The sequence below is a fragment of the Massilia sp. IC2-476 genome (genome assembly GCF_020707295.1).
GTDB lineage: Bacteria > Pseudomonadota > Gammaproteobacteria > Burkholderiales > Burkholderiaceae_D > Telluria.
The window spans coordinates 394,436-414,894 of sequence record NZ_JAJFER010000005.1 but is presented as its reverse complement, the minus strand read 5'-3'; the positions used below and the strand labels follow the sequence as shown (position 1 = coordinate 414,894).

The window sequence follows — 20,459 nt, the reverse complement described above, 5'->3', positions numbered from 1 at the left end:
GGTTGCTCCAGTTTATTAAGTGCGCGGGCCGCAGGTGACGGTGACATTGGTAATGTCGGCCTGGGCCACCGTGCCGGCGCCGTTGGCGACGGTGCAGGTCTGGTTGTCGGGCTGGGTCAGGATGGCGACGGCATAGGGAGCGTCTTCGTTGACCTTGGCCATCGTGAAGGAAGTGGCGCCGGCGGCCACCGGGACCTTGTCCGCACCGTTGACCAGCACCAGGTTGTTGCCCACCAGGCCGCTGATCGTGCCCTTCAGCTCGTGCTGGCGGATGGTGCAGACGATCTGGATGGTATCGATGGTGAAGGCCGCCTTGCCGGTGTTGCGGGACGGCACGCACTCCTTGGCGTTGGTCGGGATGCTCTTGACGGTGACGTTGTAGCTGGAATCGGTTTCCACCAGATTCGGGAAAACGAATTGCCCCGCGCCGTTGTTGGTCGGATTGATGGTCAGGTCGGAGCCGCCATTGTTTTGCAGGACCAGGCCAGGCTTGGTAACGCCGTAAAACGTACCAGCGATGGCAATGTCGCCATCGCCGCCGCCGCAGGCGGTCAGCGCCAGCGCGCATGCCATTGCGGCACCGACACGCAGGGTCGAACTCTTCATAATTTCTCCAAAAAATCTGACTGGTGAACGTGCAAAGCGTGTGCAAGGGCCCGCGGGAAACGCGGTCGGACGCGCAGTGAACGGATGATCGCCCGACATTTTAGTCCATTTGGCAAGCAGCTGGACGGTTTGCCTTTGTATCACGGTGTAACTGTCGGTTCCGCCCGGGTGCGTACGATTGCTTTCTACAGGCGCGCTCGCTATGCTTGCCCTGAACGCCCATCTTCCCACTGATCCGACCATGATCCCTCGCCGTCCCTGGCCCAAAGCCGTCCTGTTCGACCTCGACGACACCTTGTGGCCGATCGCCCCGGTGATCATCGAGGCCGAGCAGATCCTGTTCGCCTGGCTGCGCGAGCATGCGCCGCGGGTGGCCCAGCAGTACACGATCGAGACCCTGCGCCAGGCCAGGCTCGAGTTGCTGGCGCGCCGGCCCGAATTCCAGCTCGACCTCGGCGCCCTGCGCCGCGCCGGCCTGATCGCCGCCTTCGAGCAGGCCGGCGAGGACGCCGGCAAGGTGGAACAGGCGATGGCCGAGTTCTTCGCCGCCCGCAATGCCGTGATTCCCTATGATGACGTGCTGCCCGGCCTGCTGCGCCTGAAGGGCAGGGTGCGGATCGGCTCCGTCACCAACGGCAATGCCGATCTGCAGACGATCGGCCTGGCGCGCCACTTCGACGCCTCGGTGTCGGCGCCCGCTTTCGGGGTGGCCAAGCCGGACCGTGCGATCTTCCTGGAAGCCTGCCGCCAGCTCGACGTGGCACCTGGCGAGGCCGTGTATGTGGGCGACGACCTGCGGCTCGACGTCTACGGCGCCCAGCGCGCCGGCCTGCGCGCCGTGTGGATGAACCGGACCGGCCAGGTCAACTACCTGCCGGACGAGGTCAGGCCGGACGCGGAGGTGAGCAGCATGGACGGCCTGCTGGACTGGCTCAAGCGCGAGCACGGATGAACTGGCGCCAGCCGCGCAAGCGTGCATAATAGAGAGCGACCTTCCGCCTATCTGTACTGTCAACCCGCAATGCAACTCGAACCCCGCGCCCAGACCCTGCTCAAAGCCCTCGTCGAACGCTATATCGCCGACGGCCAGCCTGTCGGATCGCGTGCGCTGTCGAAGATTTCCGGCCTCGACGTGTCGCCGGCCACGATCCGCAACATCATGGCCGACCTCGAAGAGATGGGCTACGTGGCCAGCCCCCACACCTCGGCCGGCCGGATCCCGACCCCACGCGGCTACCGCCTGTTCGTCGACACCCTGCTTACCGTGCAGCACATCGACGAGCAGGCCGCCGCCGCCCAGCACATGCGCCTGCCCGCGCAGCAGCCGCAGAAGATCATCGCCAACGCGGCCCAGATGCTGTCCTCGCTCTCGCAGTTCGCCGGGGTGGTGCAAAGCCCGCGGCGCGAGTCGGTGTTCCAGCAGATCGAATTCCTGCGCCTGTCCGAGAAGCGCATTTTGCTGGTGATCGTCGACCCGCGCGGCGACGTCCAGAACCGCCTGCTGCTGACCGAGGTCGACTACAGCCCGAGCCAGCTGACGCAGTCGGCCAACTACCTGAACCAGAACTACGCGGGGCTCACCTTCGACGAGGTGCGCCAGCGCCTGAGCGGCGAACTGCGCCAGCTGCGCGACGACATGGGCAAGTTGATGCAGGTGGCGGTGGAGGCGGGCAGCGAAGCGATGGCCGAGGGCGACGACATGGTGATCGCCGGGGAGCGCAACCTGCTGTCGGTCACGGACCTGTCCTCCAACATGAGCTCGCTGCGCCAGATGTTCGAGATGTTCGAGCAGAAGACCGGCCTGATGCAACTGCTCGACGTGTCGAGCAAGGCGGGAGGAGTGCAGATCTTCATCGGCGGCGAATCCAAGCTGGTGCCGATGGACGAGATGAGCGTGGTGACGGCGCCCTACGAGGTCAATGGGCGCATTGTCGGGACGCTGGGGGTGATCGGACCGACGCGCATGGCCTATGAGCGCGTGATTCCGATTGTGGATATTACGGCGAAGCTGTTGTCGAACGCCTTGAGCCAGTCTTGACGTATCTGGCTGCGGAGCGAAACTTGGGCGAATCAATGCCAGTGGCATGGATTCGGCCTTCGCCGGGACGACGTTGGTTAGCGCGCGGTCAGTTGCCGCTATTAATTCCTGTAGCCTTAAGACCGTCATCCCGGCAAAGGCCGGGATCCAATTTTGCCTGCGTCGAGTCAGCCTGAGCGTTCACTGCTTCCGCGGGCAACCCACTTTCACACAATTCCCATAAATCGCCAGCGAATGCTCGGCGATCTTGTACCCGCGCTCCACCGCGATCTTGTGCTGGCGCGACTCGATCTCTTCGTCGTAGAACTCTTCCACGTGGCCGCAGTCAAGACAGACGAGGTGGTCGTGGTGGGAGCCGGCGTTGAGCTCGTAGATGGCCTTGCCGGTCTCGAAGTGGTTGCGGTTCAGCAGGCCGGCCTGTTCGAACTGGGTCAGCACGCGGTACACCGTGGCCAGGCCCACGTCCATGTTGTCGGCAAGGAGGATCTTGTAGACATCTTCCGCCGTCAAATGCCGTACGGAGCTGTTCTGGAAGATTTCCAGGATTTTCAGGCGCGGCAGGGTAGCCTTCAGGCCGCTGGCCTTCAGGTCGGTGGGGTTGTTACTCATGTTTGTTGCTCGTTGTTTGGCATAGTGCTTTATGATATAGCGTTTTGGAGCTCCCGCTCAAACGTTTTGAGGTTACCTATGCACGTCAAACCAGCCGTTTTCCGTCGATTCTCTGCCCGGGCAGCGCTTGCGGCCGGCCTCGCCTGCACCCTGATGCTGTCCGGTTGCGCGGCCTGGCGCAACCAGACGCGCCCGGCTGCACCGGTGGAAACGGATCCGGCGACCATCGTCGCCGACGCCCAGAGATCTGCCGCCGCCGCCAATGCCGGCGCCCAGACCGTCCAGGCGTCCAAGCTGCAGAAGTTCTTCTGGATCTTCTCGCCCTACCGCCCCGACATCCAGCAGGGTAACTTCGTGTCGGCGGAAATGCTGAGGGAACTGAAGGTCGGCCAGAGCCGCGACCAGGTGCGCTTCCTCCTCGGCTCGCCGCTGCTCACCGACGTGTTCCACGAAGACCGCTGGGACTACCCGTTCTACCTCGCGCGCGGCAACGGCGAGCTGACCACCAGCCGCGTCACCGTCTACTTCAAGGACGACAAGGTCGAGCGCTTCGAAGGCGGCAACCTGCCGACCGAGCGCGAATACATCGACCGCATCGCCGGCCCGGCCAAGGTGAGCACCAAGGCCAAGCCGGAAACCCGTCCGGTCGAAGCGCCGAAGGTCAGCGGCGCCCCGGTGATCCAGCCATGAGCAAGTTGAAAGTTGCCGTCGCCGGCGCCAGCGGCCGCATGGGCCGCATGCTGGTGGAAGCCATCCAGGCCGCGCCAGACGCCGAGCTGGCGGGCGCGCTGGACGTCGCCGGTTCGCCTTCGATCGGCATGGATGCCGGGGCCTTTGCCGGCCAGCTGACCGGGATCGTGATCCAGTCCGACCTGGCGGCCGCCCTGAAGGACGCCGACGTCCTGATCGACTTCACCCGCCCCGAAGGCACGCTCAAGCACCTGGAATACTGCGCGGCCAACAATGTGCAGCTGGTGATCGGCACCACCGGCTTCGACGATGCCGGCAAGGCCGCGATCCGCGCTGCCGGCGAGAAGGTCGGTATCGTGTTCGCCCCGAACATGAGCGTGGGCGTCAATGTCACTCTCAAGCTGCTCGAAATGGCGGCGAAGAGCTTCAGCGAAGGCTACGACATCGAGATCGTCGAAGCGCACCACCGCCACAAGGTCGACGCGCCGAGCGGCACCGCGCTGAAGATGGGTGAAGTGATCGCCGACGCGCTGGGACGCGACCTGAAGGAATGCGCCGTCTACGGCCGCGAAGGCGTGACCGGCGAGCGCGATCCCTCGACCATCGGCTTTGCCACCGTGCGCGGTGGCGACGTGGTGGGCGACCACACCGTCATGTTCCTCGGCACCGGCGAACGCATCGAGATCAGCCACAAGTCGAGCAGCCGCGTCACCTACGCCCACGGCGCCCTGCGCGCGGCACGCTTCCTGGCCGGCAAGCCGAACGGCCTGTTCGGCATGGACGACGTGCTGGGCCTGAAGGCTTGACCATGGCAGTCGCGGAACTGAACGGCGCCGCCATCGTGGACGAGGCGTCCTTCCATCGCGAATCCCGGCGTGCCTTCGGCTTTCCGGAGTCCTACGCCGACTCGATCGACGCCTGGGTTGACTGCATGAGCTACCTGCGCGACGACGAGAACATGACCAGGTTCCGGCTGGAGCCGAGCGAGGTACTCGAGATCGTCATCCTCGATGGGGAAACGATGAAGGCCGCCCTGCCTGATCTGCTGGAAGAGATCAGCTTCTGCGTGGGCGGCATCAACGAGCGCTATGAGGATTATGGCGAGAAGCCGGCGCTGAAGCTGACCTTGCGCTGACTGTCAGCCTTCCTCACCCTGCACCACTAGCATTAGAACCGTCATCCCGGCGAAGGCCGGGATCCAATTCCGTTGCACCGTGTTGGCCTTTGCGTCAGCCACGGTAATGCGAGCAAACTTGGATCCCGGCCTGCGCCGGGAGTCGTTTCTGCCAGTGGCAGAAATGACGGTTTTGCATTTTGTGGTCATAACACCAATGCGGCGACGCCTGCTTTTCGCAAGGTCAGCACCTTTCGCCGCAGTGCAATACGAAACAGTATAATGTCCGGTTCCACCCCTCATTACGTCTGCAGAAATCATGCAAGAAAAATATAGTCCAGCCGAAGTCGAACAGGCCGCTCAGGCCTACTGGAAGTCGATCGACGCCTACAAGGCCGTCGAGAACGACCCGCGTTTCCCCAAAGGCAAGTATTACGCCTGCTCGATGCTGCCTTACCCGTCGGGCAAGCTGCACATGGGTCACGTGCGCAACTATACGATCAATGACGTGATGTACCGCTACCTGCGGATGAACGGCTACAACGTCCTGATGCCGATGGGCTGGGACGCCTTCGGCATGCCGGCCGAGAACGCGGCGATGGCCAACAACGTGCCGCCGGCGGAGTGGACTTATTCGAACATCGCGCACATGCGCGGGCAGATGGAATCGATGGGCCTGGCCATCGACTGGTCGCGCGAGATGACGGCCTGCAAGCCGGAATACTACAAGTGGAACCAGTGGATGTTCCTCAAGATGCTTAAGAAGGGCATCATCTACCAGAAGACCGGCACCGTGAACTGGGACCCGATCGACCAGACCGTGCTGGCGAACGAGCAGGTGGTAGACGGCCGCGGCTGGCGCTCGGGTGCGCTGATCGAAAAGCGCGAGATCCCGATGTACTACGTGCGCATTACCGATTACGCGGACGAGCTGCTGGACTACGTCGACAACAGGCTGCCGGGCTGGCCGGAACGCGTGCGCATCATGCAGGCCAACTGGATCGGCAAGTCGACCGGCGTGCGCTTCGCCTTCCCGCACCAGATCAAGGACGAGTCGGGTGAACTCATCAACGAAGGCAAGCTGTACGTCTTCACCACCCGCGCCGACACCATCATGGGCGTGACCTTCTGCGCCGTGGCGGCCGAGCACCCGCTGGCCCAGCACGCAGCGAAGAACAACCCGGAACTGCAGGCCTTCATCGCCGAGTGCAAGCTCGGCTCCGTGATCGAAGCCGACATGGCGACGATGGAGAAGAAGGGCATGCCGACGGGCCTGTCCGTGACGCACCCGGTGACGGGCGAGCAGGTGCCGGTCTGGGTCGGCAACTATGTCCTCATGACCTACGGCGACGGCGCCGTGATGGGCGTGCCGGGCCACGACGAGCGCGACTTCGGCTTCGCCACCAAATACAATCTGCCGATCAAGCAGGTGGTCGCCGTCGAAGGCCAGGAGTTCTCGCTCGACGGCTGGCAGGAGTGGTACGGCGACAAGGAACACGGCAAGACCATCAACTCGGGCAAGTACGACGGCATGGACTACATCGCCGCCGTCAATGCCGTGTCGGGCGACCTGGCAAGCCAGGGCCTGGGCGACAAGAAGGTCACCTTCCGCCTGCGCGACTGGGGCATCTCGCGCCAGCGCTACTGGGGCACCCCGATCCCGATGATCCACTGCGGCGACTGCGGCGCGGTGCCGGTGCCTGAAAGCCAGCTGCCGGTCGTGCTGCCCGAGCACCTGGTCCCGGACGGCACCGGCAACCCGCTGAACAAGGACGACGCCTTCCTGAAGTGCGATTGCCCGAAGTGCGGTAAACCTGCGCGCCGCGAGACCGACACGATGGATACCTTCATCGATTCGTCCTGGTACTATATGCGCTATACCTCGCCGGGTTCGAACGACAAGATGGTCGACGAGCGCAACGATTACTGGATGCCGATGGACCAGTACATCGGCGGCATCGAGCACGCCGTCATGCACCTGCTGTACGCGCGCTTCTGGACCAAGGTCATGCGCGACTTCGGCCTGCTCAAGTTCGACGAACCTTTCGTCAACCTGCTGACCCAGGGCATGGTGCTGAACGAGACCTACTACCGCGAAGACGAAAGCGGCAAGAAGACCTGGTTCAACCCGGCCGATGTTGAGCTGACCTTCGACGACAAGGGCCGCCCACAGAGCGCGGTCCTGAAATCGGACGGCCAGCCGGTTGCGATCGGCGGCACCGAGAAGATGTCGAAGTCGAAGAACAACGGCATCGATCCGCAGGCCCAGATCGAACAGTACGGCGCCGACACCGCGCGCCTGTTCACCATGTTCGCTTCGCCGCCGGAACAGACCCTGGAGTGGTCGAACAGCGGCGTCGAAGGCGCGAGCCGCTTCCTGCGCCGCGTCTGGGCCTATGGCTACGCCCAGCGCGAGCGCATCGCCAGCGCGCTCAAGGGCCAGCAGCAAGGTTCGCTCGACGACGCTCAGAAAACCCTGCGCCGCGAAGTGCACAAGGTGCTGCAGCAGGCCGACTATGACCTGAAGCGCATCCAGTACAACACCGTGGTCTCGGCCTGCATGAAGATGCTGAACACGCTGGAATCGGCGAAGCTGGCCGAAGGCGTGGCGTCGGATGCGGTGATCGCGGAAGGCTTCTCGATCTTCCTGCGCCTGCTGAACCCGGTGGCGCCGCACATCACCCACGCACTGTGGCAGGACCTGGGCTATGCCGCCGTCTACGGCGACATCCTCAACGTGCAGTGGCCGGAAGTGGACCCGGCCGCGCTGGAGCAGTCCGAGATCGAACTGATGATCCAGGTGAACGGCAAGCTGCGCGGCTCGGTCAAGGTGGCGAAGGACGCCGACAAGGCGAGCATCGAAGCGGCCGCGCTGGCCGAGGAATCGGTGCAAAAGTTCATCGAAGGCACGCCGAAGAAGGTCATCGTCGTTCCCGGCAAACTCATTAACATCGTGGTGTAAGCGATGAAGACTAGTATGGTGCGCGTACTCCTGGCCGTGCTGGCGGCGGCAATCCTCGCGGGTTGCGGCTTCCAGCTGCGCGGCTCGAACGGCCAGTACAACATGCCTTTCAAGAGCATCTACCTGGCCTTCACCGAGACCTCGCCGCTGGGCACGGAACTCAAGCGCAACCTGCGCGCGGGCGACGGCGTGCGCATCGAAACCGATGCGTCGAAGGCGGAAGCGCTGTTCGACGTGCTGTCCGAGTCGCGCGGCAAGGCGATCCTGTCGCTGAACAGCCTGGGCCGGGTGCGCGAATACTCGCTCAGCTACACGCTGGTGTTCCGTGTGCGCGACGCCTCTAACCGCGAATTGCTGGGACCGACCGAGCTCACCCTGCGCCGCAACATCGCCTTCGACGAGTCGCAGGTGCTGGCCAAGGAATCGGAAGAGCAGCTCCTGTACCGCGACATGCAGGCCGACCTGGTGCAGCAGATCCTGCGCCGCCTGGCCGCGATCAAACCTGTCTGAGACTAGCCAATGCAACTGCGGCCTGAGGCCCTTGAGGGCCACCTGGCCAAGGGCCTCGCGCCCTTGTACGTGATCACCAGCGACGAGCACCTGCTCGCGCTGGAAGCGGCCGACCGTATCCGCAAGACCGCCCGCGCCCAGGGCTACACCGAGCGCGACGTGCTCACGGTCGAGCGCAATTTCAAGTGGGGCGAACTGCTGGCGGCGAACCAGGCCATGTCCCTGTTCGGCGACAAGAAGCTGATCGAGTTGCGCATCCCGGGCGGCAAGCCGGGCAAGGACGGCAGCGCCGCCCTGCAGAGCTACGCGAAAGACCTCGGTCCGGACAACCTCACCCTCATCACCCTGCCCAAGCTCGACTGGCAGACCGCCAAGGCATCGTGGGTGGCGGCGCTGCAGCAGGCCGCCGTCTACATCGAGATCCCGAACGTCGAGCGCGCCCAGCTGCCGGGCTGGATCGGCATGCGCTTGTCAAGCCAGGGGCAGAGCGCCGAGCGCCAGAGCCTGGACTTCATCGCCGATCGCGTCGAGGGCAACCTGCTGGCGGCGCACCAGGAAATCCAGAAGCTCGGGCTGCTCTACGAACCGGGCAAGCTGAGTTTCGAGCAGGTGCACGACGCCGTGCTGAACGTGGCGCGCTATGACGTGTTCAAGCTGTCCGAGGCGATGCTCGCCGGCGACCCGGCGCGCCTGGCGCGCATGCTCGACGGCTTGAAAGGCGAGGGCGAGGCGCTGCCGCTGGTGTTGTGGGCCGTCAGTGAAGAAATCCGTACGCTGCTAAAATTGAAATCCGGGATGGCGCAGGGACGCCCGCTGGGCGCGCTGCTGAAGGAATACCGCATCTGGGGTCCGCGCGAACGCATGATGGAGCCGGCGCTGCGCCGCGTGTCGGTGGCCACGCTGGAAGCGGCCCTGCAGGAAGCGGCCCAGGTCGACCGCATGGTCAAGGGCCTGCGCGCCAAGGCGTTTGCCGGGGACGCGTGGGATGCGATGCTGCAGCTGGCGCTGCGAGTAGCGCGGTAACTGACCGCGTGGGCGGGAATTTGGTCCACTGGACTAAATTCCCCCGCCCACCCTACGAATTGCGATACCGGTAGGGTGGGCGGATCTCCCGCGCACGCGTTCCCACACATGATCGAAAACGGGCTACACGATGGACATCACCGAACACATGCACTCGATGGGCCGCCAGGCCCGCGCCGCGTCGCGCGCGATGGCGCGTGCCGACGGCGCCACGCGCAACCGCGCGCTGCTCCTGATCGCCGACTCCATCGAGCGTGACGCCGATCTGCTGCGCGCCGCCAATCGGCAGGACATGGACGCCGCCCGCGCCGGCGGCCTGGAGCCGGCCCTGCTCGACCGCCTGGCGCTGTCGGATAGCGCCATCAAGACCATGGTCGACGGCCTGCGCCAGATCGTCTCGCTGCCCGATCCGGTCGGCGAAATCACCAACATGAAGTCGCGCCCGAGCGGCATCCAGGTCGGCCAGATGCGCGTGCCGCTGGGCGTCATCGGCATCATCTACGAAGCCCGTCCGAACGTGACGGTGGACGCGGCCGGCCTGTGCATCAAGAGCGGCAACGCGGCCATCCTGCGCGGCGGCTCGGAAGCGATCCATTGCAACCGCGCGCTGGCCAGGCTGGTGAGCGAAGGCCTGCAAGGCGCGGGCCTGCCGCTCGATGCGGTGCAGGTGGTCGATACGGTCGACCGCGCCGCCGTCGGCGCCCTGATCACGATGCCGCAGTATGTGGACGTGATCGTCCCGCGCGGCGGGAAAAGCCTGATCGCGCGCCTGATGGCGGAGGGCACGGTCCCGATGATCAAGCACCTGGACGGCATCTGCCACGTCTACATCGACGACAGGGCCGACATCGCCAAGGCGCTGCCGGTCGCGTTCAACGCCAAGTGCCACCGCTACGGCACCTGCAACACGATGGAAACCCTGCTGGTATCGCGCGCGATCGCAGCGATCGCACTGCCGCAGCTGGCGGAGCTGTACAAGACGGAAGAGGTCGAGCTGCGCGCCGACGCCGAAGCGCACGCGATCCTGTCCGCCTATGGCTATCCGTGGCTGAAGCACGCCACGGAGCAGGACTGGAGTACCGAATACCTGGCGCCGATCCTGGCGATCCGCGTGGTCGAGGGGCTGGATAGTGCGATCGACCACATCAACACCTGGTCGTCGAAGCACACCGAATCGATCATCACCGAAGACTACAGCGCCGCGCTGCGCTTCCTGCGCGAAGTGGATTCGGCCTCGGTGATGGTGAACGCCTCGACCCGCTTCGCGGACGGCTTCGAGTACGGGCTGGGCGCCGAGATCGGCATCTCGAACGACAAGCTGCACGCACGCGGACCGGTCGGGCTGGAAGGCCTGACGTCGCTGAAGTACGTCGTGTTCGGTCACGGCGAAATCCGTCAATAACAACAAGGATCTGCATGTATCTCTGGATCAAGGCCCTGCACATTGTCTTCATCGCCTCCTGGTTCGCCGGGCTGTTCTACCTGCCGCGCATCTTCGTGAACCTGGCCCAGGAAACCAACCCGGCCGCCTTGGCGCGCCTGCTGGGCATGGGGCGCCGGCTGTACCGCTTCACGACCATCCTGATGATTCCGGCCCTGGTGCTAGGCCTGTGGCTATGGCTGGGCTACGGCATCCAGGGCGGCTGGCTGCACGCGAAGCTCGCGCTCGTGATCCTGGCGATCGGCTACCATCACGCGTGCGGCTCGCTGCTCAAGAAGTTCGAGCGCGGAGCGAATGTGCGCAGTCATAAGTGGTACCGCTACTTCAATGAAGTGCCGGTGCTGCTGTTGCTGGCGATTGTGATTTTGGTGGTGGTGAAGCCGTTCTGACGGTGTTCGATCCCAACAACAGCGATTAGTACCAACAGCCTCAAGACCGTCATCCCGGCGAAGGCCGGGATCCAAGTTCGCTGGTCCGCCACGAACGTCAAATTGGGTTCCGGCCTACGCCGGAACGACGGTTTTACGGCAAGGGTGCAATCAAGCGTTCGCAACGGTTTTTCGGTCAGCAGTACTGATACTACTGATCTGGTTTTGATTTTTTAACGGACAAAGGGTACTCCTCATGGCCTCATATTTCTGCCCATGCCCGCGCGGCATGGAAGCGGCGCTTGCCGACGAACTGGGTGAAATCGCCCAGCAAAGCACCACCATGCGGGTGCACAACCAGGTGCCGGGCGGTGTGCACTGCTCCGGTTCGATGGTCGACGCCTACCGCATCAACCTGCACTCGCGCATCGCCTCGCGCGTCCTGATGCGCATGGGCCAGCGCAGCTACAACAACGAGAACGACATCTACGACCTGGTGCTCGAGCAGCCCTGGGAAGACTGGTTTGGCGTCAACCACACCATCCGCGTCGACGTCACCGCGGTCAAATCGCCGCTGAAGAGCCTCGAATTCACGACCCTGAAGATCAAGGACGCCGTCTGCGACCGCTTCCGCGACCAGTTCAACAAGCGCCCTTCGGTCAACACGCGCGAGCCGGACATGCGCATCGTCGGCTTCCTCGACCAGCGCAACTTCATCATCTACCTCGACACCTCGGGCGAGGCGCTGTTCAAGCGCGGCTGGCGCGAAGAGACCGGTGACGCGCCGCTGCGCGAGAACCTGGCCGCCGGCATGCTGCGTGTGGCCGGCTGGAAGCCGGGCACCGTGCTGTTCGACCCGATGTGCGGTTCCGGCACCATCCTGGTCGAAGCCGCCCAGATGGTGCAGGGCATTCCGCCGGGTGCACGCCGCCGCTTCGCCTTTGAAAAATTCGCCGACTTCGACCGCGAGGCCTGGGCCGCGCTGAAGGCCGAGATCAAGCCGAATCCGCTGCCATCCGAACCGACCATCTTCGGCTCCGACATCTCGGGCGACATGGTCGCGATGACCCGTCACAACCTGAAGGTCGCCGGCATCCTGTTCGATGTTCCGCTCAAGCAGATCGAAGCCCAGCACGTGTCGCCGCCGACGCAAGCGCCGGGCATCCTGCTGACCAATCCGCCCTACGGCGAGCGTATCGGCGTGCGCGGCGACTCGACCGTGCCGCAGGACGAGATGGCGGTCTCCTTCTATTCGGCGCTTGGCACCACGCTCAAGCAGCGCTTCGCCGGCTGGACCGCCTTCCTGTTCACGGCGGACCTGGGGCTGCCCAAGCTGCTGCGCCTGAAGGAATCGCGCAAGACCCCGTTCTTCAATGGCGCGCTCGAATGCCGCCTGTTCCGCTTCGACATGGTGGCCGGCTTCAACCGCCGCGAAGAAGCCAAGCCCAAACAGGAATAACCGATACCGATGCTGCCGCCGACCGACCCAGACGACTTGCCCAAAGACCCGGTTATTCCGGTCCCGCTTCCCGCGCCCCACAAGATCGCGATGCTGTCCGCCGGCGGCCTGGCCCTGCTGCTGGCCATGCTGGCGATGCTGGGTCCGTTTTCGATCGACGCCTACCTGCCGGCCTTCCCGCAGATCCGCGCCGAACTGCACGCCACCCCGCTGGAGGTGCAGCAGACCCTGACCGCCTACATGCTGGCCTTCGCCGGGATGTCGCTATGGCACGGCGCGCTGTCGGACGCCTTTGGCCGCCGCAACGTGATCCTCACGGCCCTGGTCGTGTTCGCGATCGGCACCTTCGGGTGCGCGGCGGCCAATTCGGTGCACTACCTGTGGGTGTTCCGCATCATGCAGGGCGTGTCCGCGGGGGCAGGGGTGGTAGTGGGACGCGCCATCATCCGTGACCTGTACTCGGATGCCGCGGCGGCGCGCCTGCTGTCGATGGTCACCATGATCTTCTCGATCGCGCCGGCCATCGCGCCGGTGCTGGGCGGCTGGATCGTCACCTTCTTCGACTGGCGTGCGATCTTCCTGGCGCTGTGTGTTTATACGGTGGGCCTGGGCTGGTTCAGCTGGCGCCACCTGCCCGAGACGGTGCCGGTCGAGAGGCGCCAGCCCTTCAATCCGCGCTTCCTGGCCCAGAGCTACGGCGCCATCTTCAGCTCCTTCCTGTTCCACATGAAGTCCGGCGTGGTGGCGCTGAACTTCGCCGGCCTGTTCCTGTACATCTCGTCGGCGCCGGTGATGCTGCCCGAGCACCTGGGCCTCGGCCCATCCGGCTTCGCCTGGCTGTTCGTGCCGACCGTGAGCGGGATCTTCCTGGGCGCACTGGCGGCCAACCGCATGGCGGGCAAGTTCAGCTTCGCGCGCCAGATCCGGATCGGCTTCTTCTTCATGCTGGGGGCGGTGACCTTCAACGTGGCGTATCACAGCTTCCTGCCGCCGGCGCTACCCTGGAGCGTGCTGCACATGTTCTTCTTCACCTTCGGCAGCTCGATCATCGCGCCGGGCGCCACCCTGATGGCCCTCGACCTGTTCCCGCACATCCGCGGCACCGTGGCTTCCTGCCAGTCCTTCGTGACCACCCTGGCCGGCGCCATCGTGGCCGGCGTGATCTCGCCAATGCTGTCGCATTCGGTGCTGTCGCTGGCGCTGGGGCAGGCCGGCTTTACGCTGCTCTCGATTGCGCTGTGGGCGACGGCGCGGCGATATCGGCGCCAAAAAATCCGTGATGGCGAAATGATGCCGTGATGTCTCGAAAGCCCGGGTAACCGGGCTTTAATATTTATATGAAATAATATTTCACGTATGCATACATATATGAAATACTATTTCATTCGCCGCGCATCGTCCCGGCCTTTTATTAGCGTTAGAGCGACTTCTCGACAACACTTTTTACAGAAAGTATTGTTCCCGATCAGAAATGTCTATATGCTAAGATAAGTTTTTCGTGCCCAGAGCAAACGTCGAAACATTGTTCTGTTTGGTAGATAAACGAGCAAGACCTTGTGGCAGCCCCGTCCTGGGATGCCTGGACAACCCTCGACAAGCGGCCACGTTTGAGACCATGCAACAATCGGATCAGGATATCCGCAATCGTCTGCTGATTGCACGTCTGCCGGCCATGCCGCAGATCCTCGTGCGTCTCATCGAACACCTGCAGGCCGACGACCTGGGCATGCCGGAGCTGGCGGCCCTGATCTCGAAGGATGCCGGCATGACCGGCAAGCTGCTGGCGGTCGCGAACAGCTCCGCCTACCAGCGCCATCACCGCAACGTCAATCTCGAGCAGTCCCTGGTCGCCCTCGGCACCGACATGATCAAGACGCTGGTGATCAGCGACTCGGTATTCCAGACCTTTAACAACTTCCCCCATTCGGGCAGCACTGACCTGCGCGCCTTCTGGAAGAACTCGCTGAGCACGGCCGTGATCGCGAAGGAAATCGCGCGCACCGTCGAGTATCCGCACCTGGAGGAAGCCTACCTGGCCGGCCTGCTGCACAACGTCGGCCGCCTGGCGCTGCTGGCCACCGCGCCCAAGGAATACGCCTTCAACTTCACCGCGCGCGACGACGAAGACCTGTGCGCCGTCGAGCAGCGCACGCTGCAGATCACCCACACCGAGGCCGGCGCCTGGCTGATCGAGCGCTGGCAGCTCGATTCCTTCCTGGCCGACGCGGTGCTGTATCACCACGAGCCGAGCGAGCGCCTGGAGTCGGCCCATCCCCTGATCCGCATCGTGCGCCTGGCCCACGTGCTGTCCAGCCATCCGCATGACGAGCAGCTGGTCAGTGAAGCCGCGGCCCTGTGCGGCATCGACGGCGAGCAGGCGGCCCAGATGCTGGCCGGCGCCGCGCGCCAGGTCGACAAGGCCGCCGCCCACCTCGGCATCGACCTCACCGGGGCCGACGACATCCCCGCGCCGCCGGCCTATGCGCCGCCCGCGCTCGACCCGGTGCAGCAGCGCCTGTCGGAAGAAGTGCGCAACATGGTGCTGGTGTCGGAAGTGGGCCAGAGCTTCGCGCGCCAGCAGGGAGAAAACGGCCTGCTGGAAGCGATGACGCGCTCGGCCCGCATCCTGTTCGACTTCGGCAATGCCGTGGTCCTGCTCGAGAACCCGACCGGCCACGCCCTGGTCGGCGCGCCCACCCAGGGCAGCCAGCGCATCGCCGAATTCGCCGTGCCGCTCGCCAAGGGCGGCGCGATCGCCAAGAGCGCACTGGAGCGCCGTCCCGCCTTCATCGGACGCGAACCCCAGGACGGCAGCCCGCTCGGCCTGGCCGAAGAACAGCTGCTGCGCATGCTCGGCACCGAGAGCATGGTCTGCGTGCCGCTGGTCGCCGGCGCGCGCTGCCTGGGTGTGCTGATCGGCGGCATCGCCAACTGGCAGATCCCGTACTGCCAGCGGCGCGAGCGCTTCATGCAGTCCTTCGGGGCGCAGGCCGCCGGCGCGCTGGAAAACATGCTGTCCGAACGCGGCCATGCAAAACGACAGCTGGCCCACGTGGCCGAGGAATACCGCGAGGCCTCGCGCCGCGTGGTGCACGAGGTGAACAACCCGCTGTCGATCATCAAGAACTACCTGAGTGTCCTCGACAGCAAGCTGGCGCGCCAGGAACCGGTGAACACCGAGATGTCGATCCTGAACGAGGAGATCGACCGCGTCGGCCAGCTGGTCTCCAGCCTGGCCGACCTGAAGCCGACCGAATCGGGCCCGATGCCGACCGACGTCGCCAAGGTGGTGGACGAGGTGCAGCGCCTGTTCCGCAGCACCGGTTTCGTACCGAGCTCGGTGGACATCCTGGTCACCATGCACGAGGAGGCGACCCGCATCGAGGGCGACGCCGACGTGCTCAAGCAGATCCTGGTGAACCTGGTGAAGAACGCGATCGAGGCCCTCGGCGCCAACGGCGGCCGGATCGAGATCGTCAACCGCGGCCATGTGAACCGCGAGCGCCAGCTGTACCTGGAACTGGTCGTCAGCGACAACGGCCCCGGCCTGTCGCGCGAAGTGCTGGCCCACCTGTTCTCGCCGGTGAAGAGCACCAAGGACGGCGCCCACCATGGCCTGGGCCTGTCGATCGTCCACAGCCTGGTCAAGAAACTGGGCGGCCATATCGCCTGCCGCAGCGGCCGCAGCGGCACTGCATTCGAAATTCTCCTGCCGGCGTGGTCCGGCGCCGGCACGGGTTTTGGTGAGCCTGTCGCGCTGCCGGCCCGCGCGCTGGGATCCGCATAAAGTGATGATGAACGCGCAAAACGCCCTGTTTCCCGGCGATCCGTCTCCCTACTCCCCGTCCCTGGAAACCGACAGCCAGCCGCGCCTGTTGCTGGTCGACGACGAGCCGCGCCTGCTCTCCTCGCTGTACGAACTGCTGCGCGACCGCGGCTACCAGCTGACCACCGCCAGCTCGGGCAGCGAAGCCCTGGCCAACCTGTCGCGCCTGCGCTTCGACCTGGTCCTGCTCGACCTGCGCCTGCCCGACATCGGCGGCCACGAGATCATGGACTTCATCAACGAGAAGGGCATCAACGCCGACGTGATCGTGATGAGCGGCGAAGTCGGCATCGATGCCGCGATTGGCGCGCTCAAGCGCGGCGCCTACGACTACCTGCGCAAGCCCTATTCGCGCGAAGAGCTGCTGGCCACCGTCGCCAACGCGCTCAAGGGACGCCGCCTGGCGCTGGAAAACCAGCGCATGGCCACCCAGCTGGAAAACTCGGAGAAGATGTACCGCTACCTGGTGGACTCGTCGCCGGACATCATCTACACGCTGAACCACGAAGGCCGCTTCACTTTTGTCAACGACCGCGCCTACCAGCTGCTGGGCTATTCGCGCGACGAGCTGCTCGGCAAGCACTACTCGGTGCTGGTGCACGAAGAAGACCTGGAACGCGCGCGCTACGTCTTCAACGAGCGCCGCGTCGACGAACGCGCCTCGCGCAACGTCGAACTGCGCCTCAAGTGCCGCGGCGGGAACAGCCAGGACCGCACCTTCAACAATACCCTGATGACGATCTCGCTGAACGCGATCGGCATGCACGTGCCCGACCAGGAAGTGAAGAAGCTCGAGTTCTTCGGCACCTACGGCGTGGCGCGCGACATCACCGACCGCAAGCGCGCGGAAGAGGTCATCTCCTACCAGGCCTACCACGACATCCTGACCGACCTGCCGAACCGCATCCTGTTCAAGGATCGCCTCGGCCTGGCGGTGATCCAGGCCAAGCGCAAGAAGACCGAGCTGGCGGTGATGTTCATCGACCTCGACCGCTTCAAGCTGGTCAACGACACCCTCGGCCACGTCAAGGGCGACGAGCTGCTGCAGCAGGCCGCGACGCGCCTCAAGGATTGCCTGCGCAAGGGCGACACCCTGGCGCGCCAGGGCGGCGACGAATTCACCATCGTGCTGCCGGAGCTGCGCGACCGCGACGACGCGCGCGTCATCGCCGACAAGTTCCTCGAGACCCTGCAGCGTCCCTTCGACCTGGACGGCCACGAAGTGCACATCTCGGCCTCGATCGGCATCGCGATCTACCCGACCGACGGCGAATCGATCGACGAGCTGCTGCGCCACGCCGACATCGCGATGTACCAGGTCAAGGCCCAGGGCAAGAACGGCCACAGCTTCTACCACACCTCGATGCTGGACATCTCGCACCAGAAGATCGCCCTCGAGCAGGCGCTGCGCCGCGCGCTCGAGCAGGACGAACTGGAGATGTACTACCAGCCGCAGATCGATGCGCTCACCGGCCGCATCGTCGGCGCCGAAGCCCTGATGCGCTGGAACCACCCGACCCGCGGCCTGTTGTCGGCCGGCGAGTTCCTGCCGTTTGCGGAAGAGAACGGCCTGATGCTGCCGATCTCGGACTGGATGATCGGCGCCCTGTGCCGCGACATGCTGCAGTGGAACGCCTCCGGCACCGATCACGTGCGCCTGTCGCTGAACCTGTCACCGCAATACCTGGACCGCGGCGACTTCTTCGAAAAGATGCGCAACGCGCTGGTGCGCTACGGGATCGCGCCGGGCCAGATCGAAGTCGAGATCACCGAGAACATCTGCATCCGCAATCCGCAGTATGCGATCGAGCAGCTGAACAAGCTGTGTCAGCTCGGCGTGTCGGTGGCGATCGACGACTTCGGCACCGGCTACTCGTCGCTGTCCTATCTGCACCGCTTCCCGATCCACACCGTCAAGATCGACCAGTCCTTCGTCAAGGAGATCCACGAAGAGGGCGGCCACTATCCGGTGATCCTGGCGATCATCTCGATCGCGCGCGGCCTGGGACTGAACCTGATCGCGGAAGGCGTCGAGACCGAGGAACAGGCGCGCTACCTGCGCGCCAACGGCTGCATGACGATGCAGGGCTACCTGTACTACCGCCCGATCCCGCTGGGCGAATTCATGAAGTCGCTGCGCACCCAGCCGACTTTGTTCGGCCTACGGGCAATACAAGCGTAAACCCGGCGTAAGAAACCATCATGCTCGACATCCCCGCCCAGCCGGGCGACCTCGAAGGTCGCCACACCGCAGAATTCCTGCGCGTGAAGGGGATGGCCGAGCGCGGCGTGCCGAGCGCCCAGCACAGCCTGGGCTTCATGTACGCCAGCGGCCAGGGCGTGCCCCGCAACTACGAGCTGGCGGTGGCCTGGTACCGCATGGCGGCCAGCGCCGATCTCGAACTGGCGCAGTACAACCTCGGCGTGATGTACCAGAAGGGGCAGGGCGTGGCCCAGGACTACGGGCAGGCCGCCTACTGGTACCGCCGCGCCGCTGAACAGGGCTACGCGCCGGCCCAGTACAACCTGGGCTGGCTGTATGCGAAAGGCCAGGGCGTGTCGAGCGACGTCGGGCAGGCGCTGCACTGGTTCAGCCAGGCCGCCGACCAGGGCGAGCCCGGCGCCCAGCACAACCTCGGCATGATGTACGAGACCGGCAAGGGCGTGCCCCAGGACCAGGATGCCGCCACGATGTGGTACCGCCGCGCCGCGGAGCAGGGCTATGCGCGCTCGCAGTTCAGCCTCGCCCTGCGCTCCAATGGAAGCCAGGCGATCGACTGGTTCCGCAAGGCCGCCGAACAGGGCCACGCGCCGGCGCAGTTCAACCTGGGCCTGCGCTACGACAAGGGCCAGGACGTCGAGCAGGACAGCGCCCTCGCGGTCCTGTGGTACGGCCGCGCCGCCGGACAGAACCACGCCAGTTCCCAGTTCAACTTGGCCCTGATCCATGACAGCGGCCACGGCGTGCCGCGCGACGAAACGCTGGCCCTGCACTGGTACCGCCGCGCGGCCGAACAGGGCCACGCCGGCGCCCAGGACAACCTCGGCGTGCGCTACGAGCACGGGCAGGGCGTCGAACGCGATGCGGCCAGGGCAGCGCACTGGTACCGCCAGGCGGCCGAGCAGGGCATGCCGTCGGCCCAGTACCACCTCGGCCAGCTGTATGACGCCGGCAGCGGCGTACCGAACGACCCAAGCCAGGCGGTGCACTGGTACCGCAAGGCGGCCGAGCAGGGCCACCTGCGCGCCCAGTTCGACCTCGGCCTGCGCTACGAGGGCGGCGTCGGCGTGGCGCGCGACGAAGCCCAGGCGCTCGAGTGGTACCGGCGCGCGGCTACCCAGGATTACGCGCCGGCCCAGTACATGGTAGGCACCCTGCTGGACCGCGCCGACTACGCCGATCCACGCGAGGCAACCGAGTGGTTCCACAAGGCGGCCGACCAGGGACACGCGCTGGCGCAGTTCGAGCTCGGCCTGCGCCACGACTGCGGCAAGGGCATCGAGCGCGATTACGAAGCGGCCCACTTCTGGTACCTGTGCGCGGCGCGCCAGGGACACGCGCGGGCGCAGTTCAACCTGGGCGTGATGTACTCGGCAGGGCAGGGCGTGCAGCGCGACCTGGTCGAGGCCTATGCGTGGCTGCAGCGTGCCGGCGGCGCCGGCGTGGCGGCGGCGTCAAGCTACCTGAAGAAGATCGCGGCGCGCATGGAGCCGCAGTTGCTGGCGCAGGCGCAGTCGTTTTCCTGACCGCGTGGGCGGCATAGCCGCCCACCCTACGTATGTACCTATTTCTGCTGGCGTCAGCTCATTGTT

17 protein-coding genes are annotated in these 20,459 nt (G+C 65.0%); 15 read left to right on the top strand and 2 right to left on the bottom strand.

The genetic code is table 11. The features are described 5' to 3' along the window. Positions 1-15: 15 nt before the first annotated feature. On the bottom strand, positions 16-606 hold the full coding sequence (locus LK539_RS16065; RefSeq protein ID WP_227802057.1) for a hypothetical protein: 591 nt from the start codon (positions 604-606) through the stop codon (positions 16-18). Between the two features lie 241 nt (positions 607-847). On the opposite strand from LK539_RS16065, the gene LK539_RS16060 reads away from it, so the two are divergent. Next, positions 848-1,558: an HAD family hydrolase gene (locus tag LK539_RS16060; RefSeq protein WP_227802056.1), complete on the top strand. Its 711-nt coding sequence runs from the start codon at positions 848-850 to the stop codon at positions 1,556-1,558. Between the two features lie 69 nt (positions 1,559-1,627). Next, complete coding sequence (gene hrcA / locus LK539_RS16055; RefSeq protein WP_227802055.1) at positions 1,628-2,644, top strand: heat-inducible transcriptional repressor HrcA; 1,017 nt, start codon at positions 1,628-1,630, stop codon at positions 2,642-2,644. Positions 2,645-2,824: 180 nt separating this feature from the next. Here the strand turns inward: hrcA and fur are convergent, their stop codons facing one another. Beyond that, entirely contained in the window at positions 2,825-3,253 is a 429-nt protein-coding gene (gene fur / locus LK539_RS16050) for a ferric iron uptake transcriptional regulator (RefSeq protein ID WP_227802054.1), read from the bottom strand. Positions 3,254-3,331: 78 nt separating this feature from the next. On the opposite strand from fur, the gene LK539_RS16045 reads away from it, so the two are divergent. From LK539_RS16045 to LK539_RS15985, 13 genes are all read left to right on the top strand, one after another. Then, positions 3,332-3,943 (top strand): outer membrane protein assembly factor BamE, encoded by a 612-nt coding sequence (locus LK539_RS16045; RefSeq protein ID WP_227802053.1) that lies wholly within the window; start codon positions 3,332-3,334, stop codon positions 3,941-3,943. Then, the gene (dapB, locus tag LK539_RS16040) at positions 3,940-4,749 is read left to right on the top strand and encodes a 4-hydroxy-tetrahydrodipicolinate reductase (RefSeq protein WP_227802052.1); all 810 of its coding nucleotides are present in this window, start codon (positions 3,940-3,942) and stop codon (positions 4,747-4,749) included. The genes LK539_RS16045 and dapB overlap by 4 nt, the downstream gene beginning before the upstream one ends. A 2-nt stretch (positions 4,750-4,751) precedes the next feature. Then, positions 4,752-5,078, top strand: coding sequence for a barstar family protein (locus LK539_RS16035; protein WP_227802051.1), 327 nt, complete (start codon positions 4,752-4,754; stop codon positions 5,076-5,078). Between the two features lie 298 nt (positions 5,079-5,376). After that, a complete protein-coding gene (leuS, locus tag LK539_RS16030) occupies positions 5,377-8,019 on the top strand; it encodes a leucine--tRNA ligase (RefSeq protein WP_227802050.1) in 2,643 nt (880 codons plus the stop codon). A gap of 3 nt (positions 8,020-8,022) precedes the next feature. After that, positions 8,023-8,529: an LPS assembly lipoprotein LptE gene (lptE, locus tag LK539_RS16025; protein ID WP_227802049.1), complete on the top strand. Its 507-nt coding sequence runs from the start codon at positions 8,023-8,025 to the stop codon at positions 8,527-8,529. Between the two features lie 9 nt (positions 8,530-8,538). After that, entirely contained in the window at positions 8,539-9,552 is a 1,014-nt protein-coding gene (gene holA, locus LK539_RS16020) for a DNA polymerase III subunit delta (RefSeq protein ID WP_227802048.1), read from the top strand. Between the two features lie 130 nt (positions 9,553-9,682). Next, positions 9,683-10,954, top strand: a complete 1,272-nt coding sequence (locus LK539_RS16015; protein ID WP_227802047.1) for a glutamate-5-semialdehyde dehydrogenase — start codon at positions 9,683-9,685, stop codon at positions 10,952-10,954. Between the two features lie 14 nt (positions 10,955-10,968). Next, positions 10,969-11,382 (top strand): CopD family protein, encoded by a 414-nt coding sequence (locus LK539_RS16010; protein ID WP_227802046.1) that lies wholly within the window; start codon positions 10,969-10,971, stop codon positions 11,380-11,382. A 235-nt stretch (positions 11,383-11,617) separates the two neighbouring features. After that, positions 11,618-12,820 (top strand): class I SAM-dependent RNA methyltransferase, encoded by a 1,203-nt coding sequence (locus LK539_RS16005; protein WP_373889549.1) that lies wholly within the window; start codon positions 11,618-11,620, stop codon positions 12,818-12,820. A gap of 9 nt (positions 12,821-12,829) precedes the next feature. After that, positions 12,830-14,119, top strand: a complete 1,290-nt coding sequence (locus LK539_RS16000) for a multidrug effflux MFS transporter (protein ID WP_227802045.1) — start codon at positions 12,830-12,832, stop codon at positions 14,117-14,119. A gap of 316 nt (positions 14,120-14,435) precedes the next feature. After that, positions 14,436-16,607: an HDOD domain-containing protein gene (locus tag LK539_RS15995; protein ID WP_227802044.1), complete on the top strand. Its 2,172-nt coding sequence runs from the start codon at positions 14,436-14,438 to the stop codon at positions 16,605-16,607. Between the two features lie 7 nt (positions 16,608-16,614). Further along, the gene (locus tag LK539_RS15990; protein ID WP_227802099.1) at positions 16,615-18,828 is read left to right on the top strand and encodes a bifunctional diguanylate cyclase/phosphodiesterase; all 2,214 of its coding nucleotides are present in this window, start codon (positions 16,615-16,617) and stop codon (positions 18,826-18,828) included. A gap of 20 nt (positions 18,829-18,848) precedes the next feature. Then, positions 18,849-20,393, top strand: coding sequence for an SEL1-like repeat protein (locus LK539_RS15985; protein WP_227802043.1), 1,545 nt, complete (start codon positions 18,849-18,851; stop codon positions 20,391-20,393). Positions 20,394-20,459: the final 66 nt, after the last annotated feature.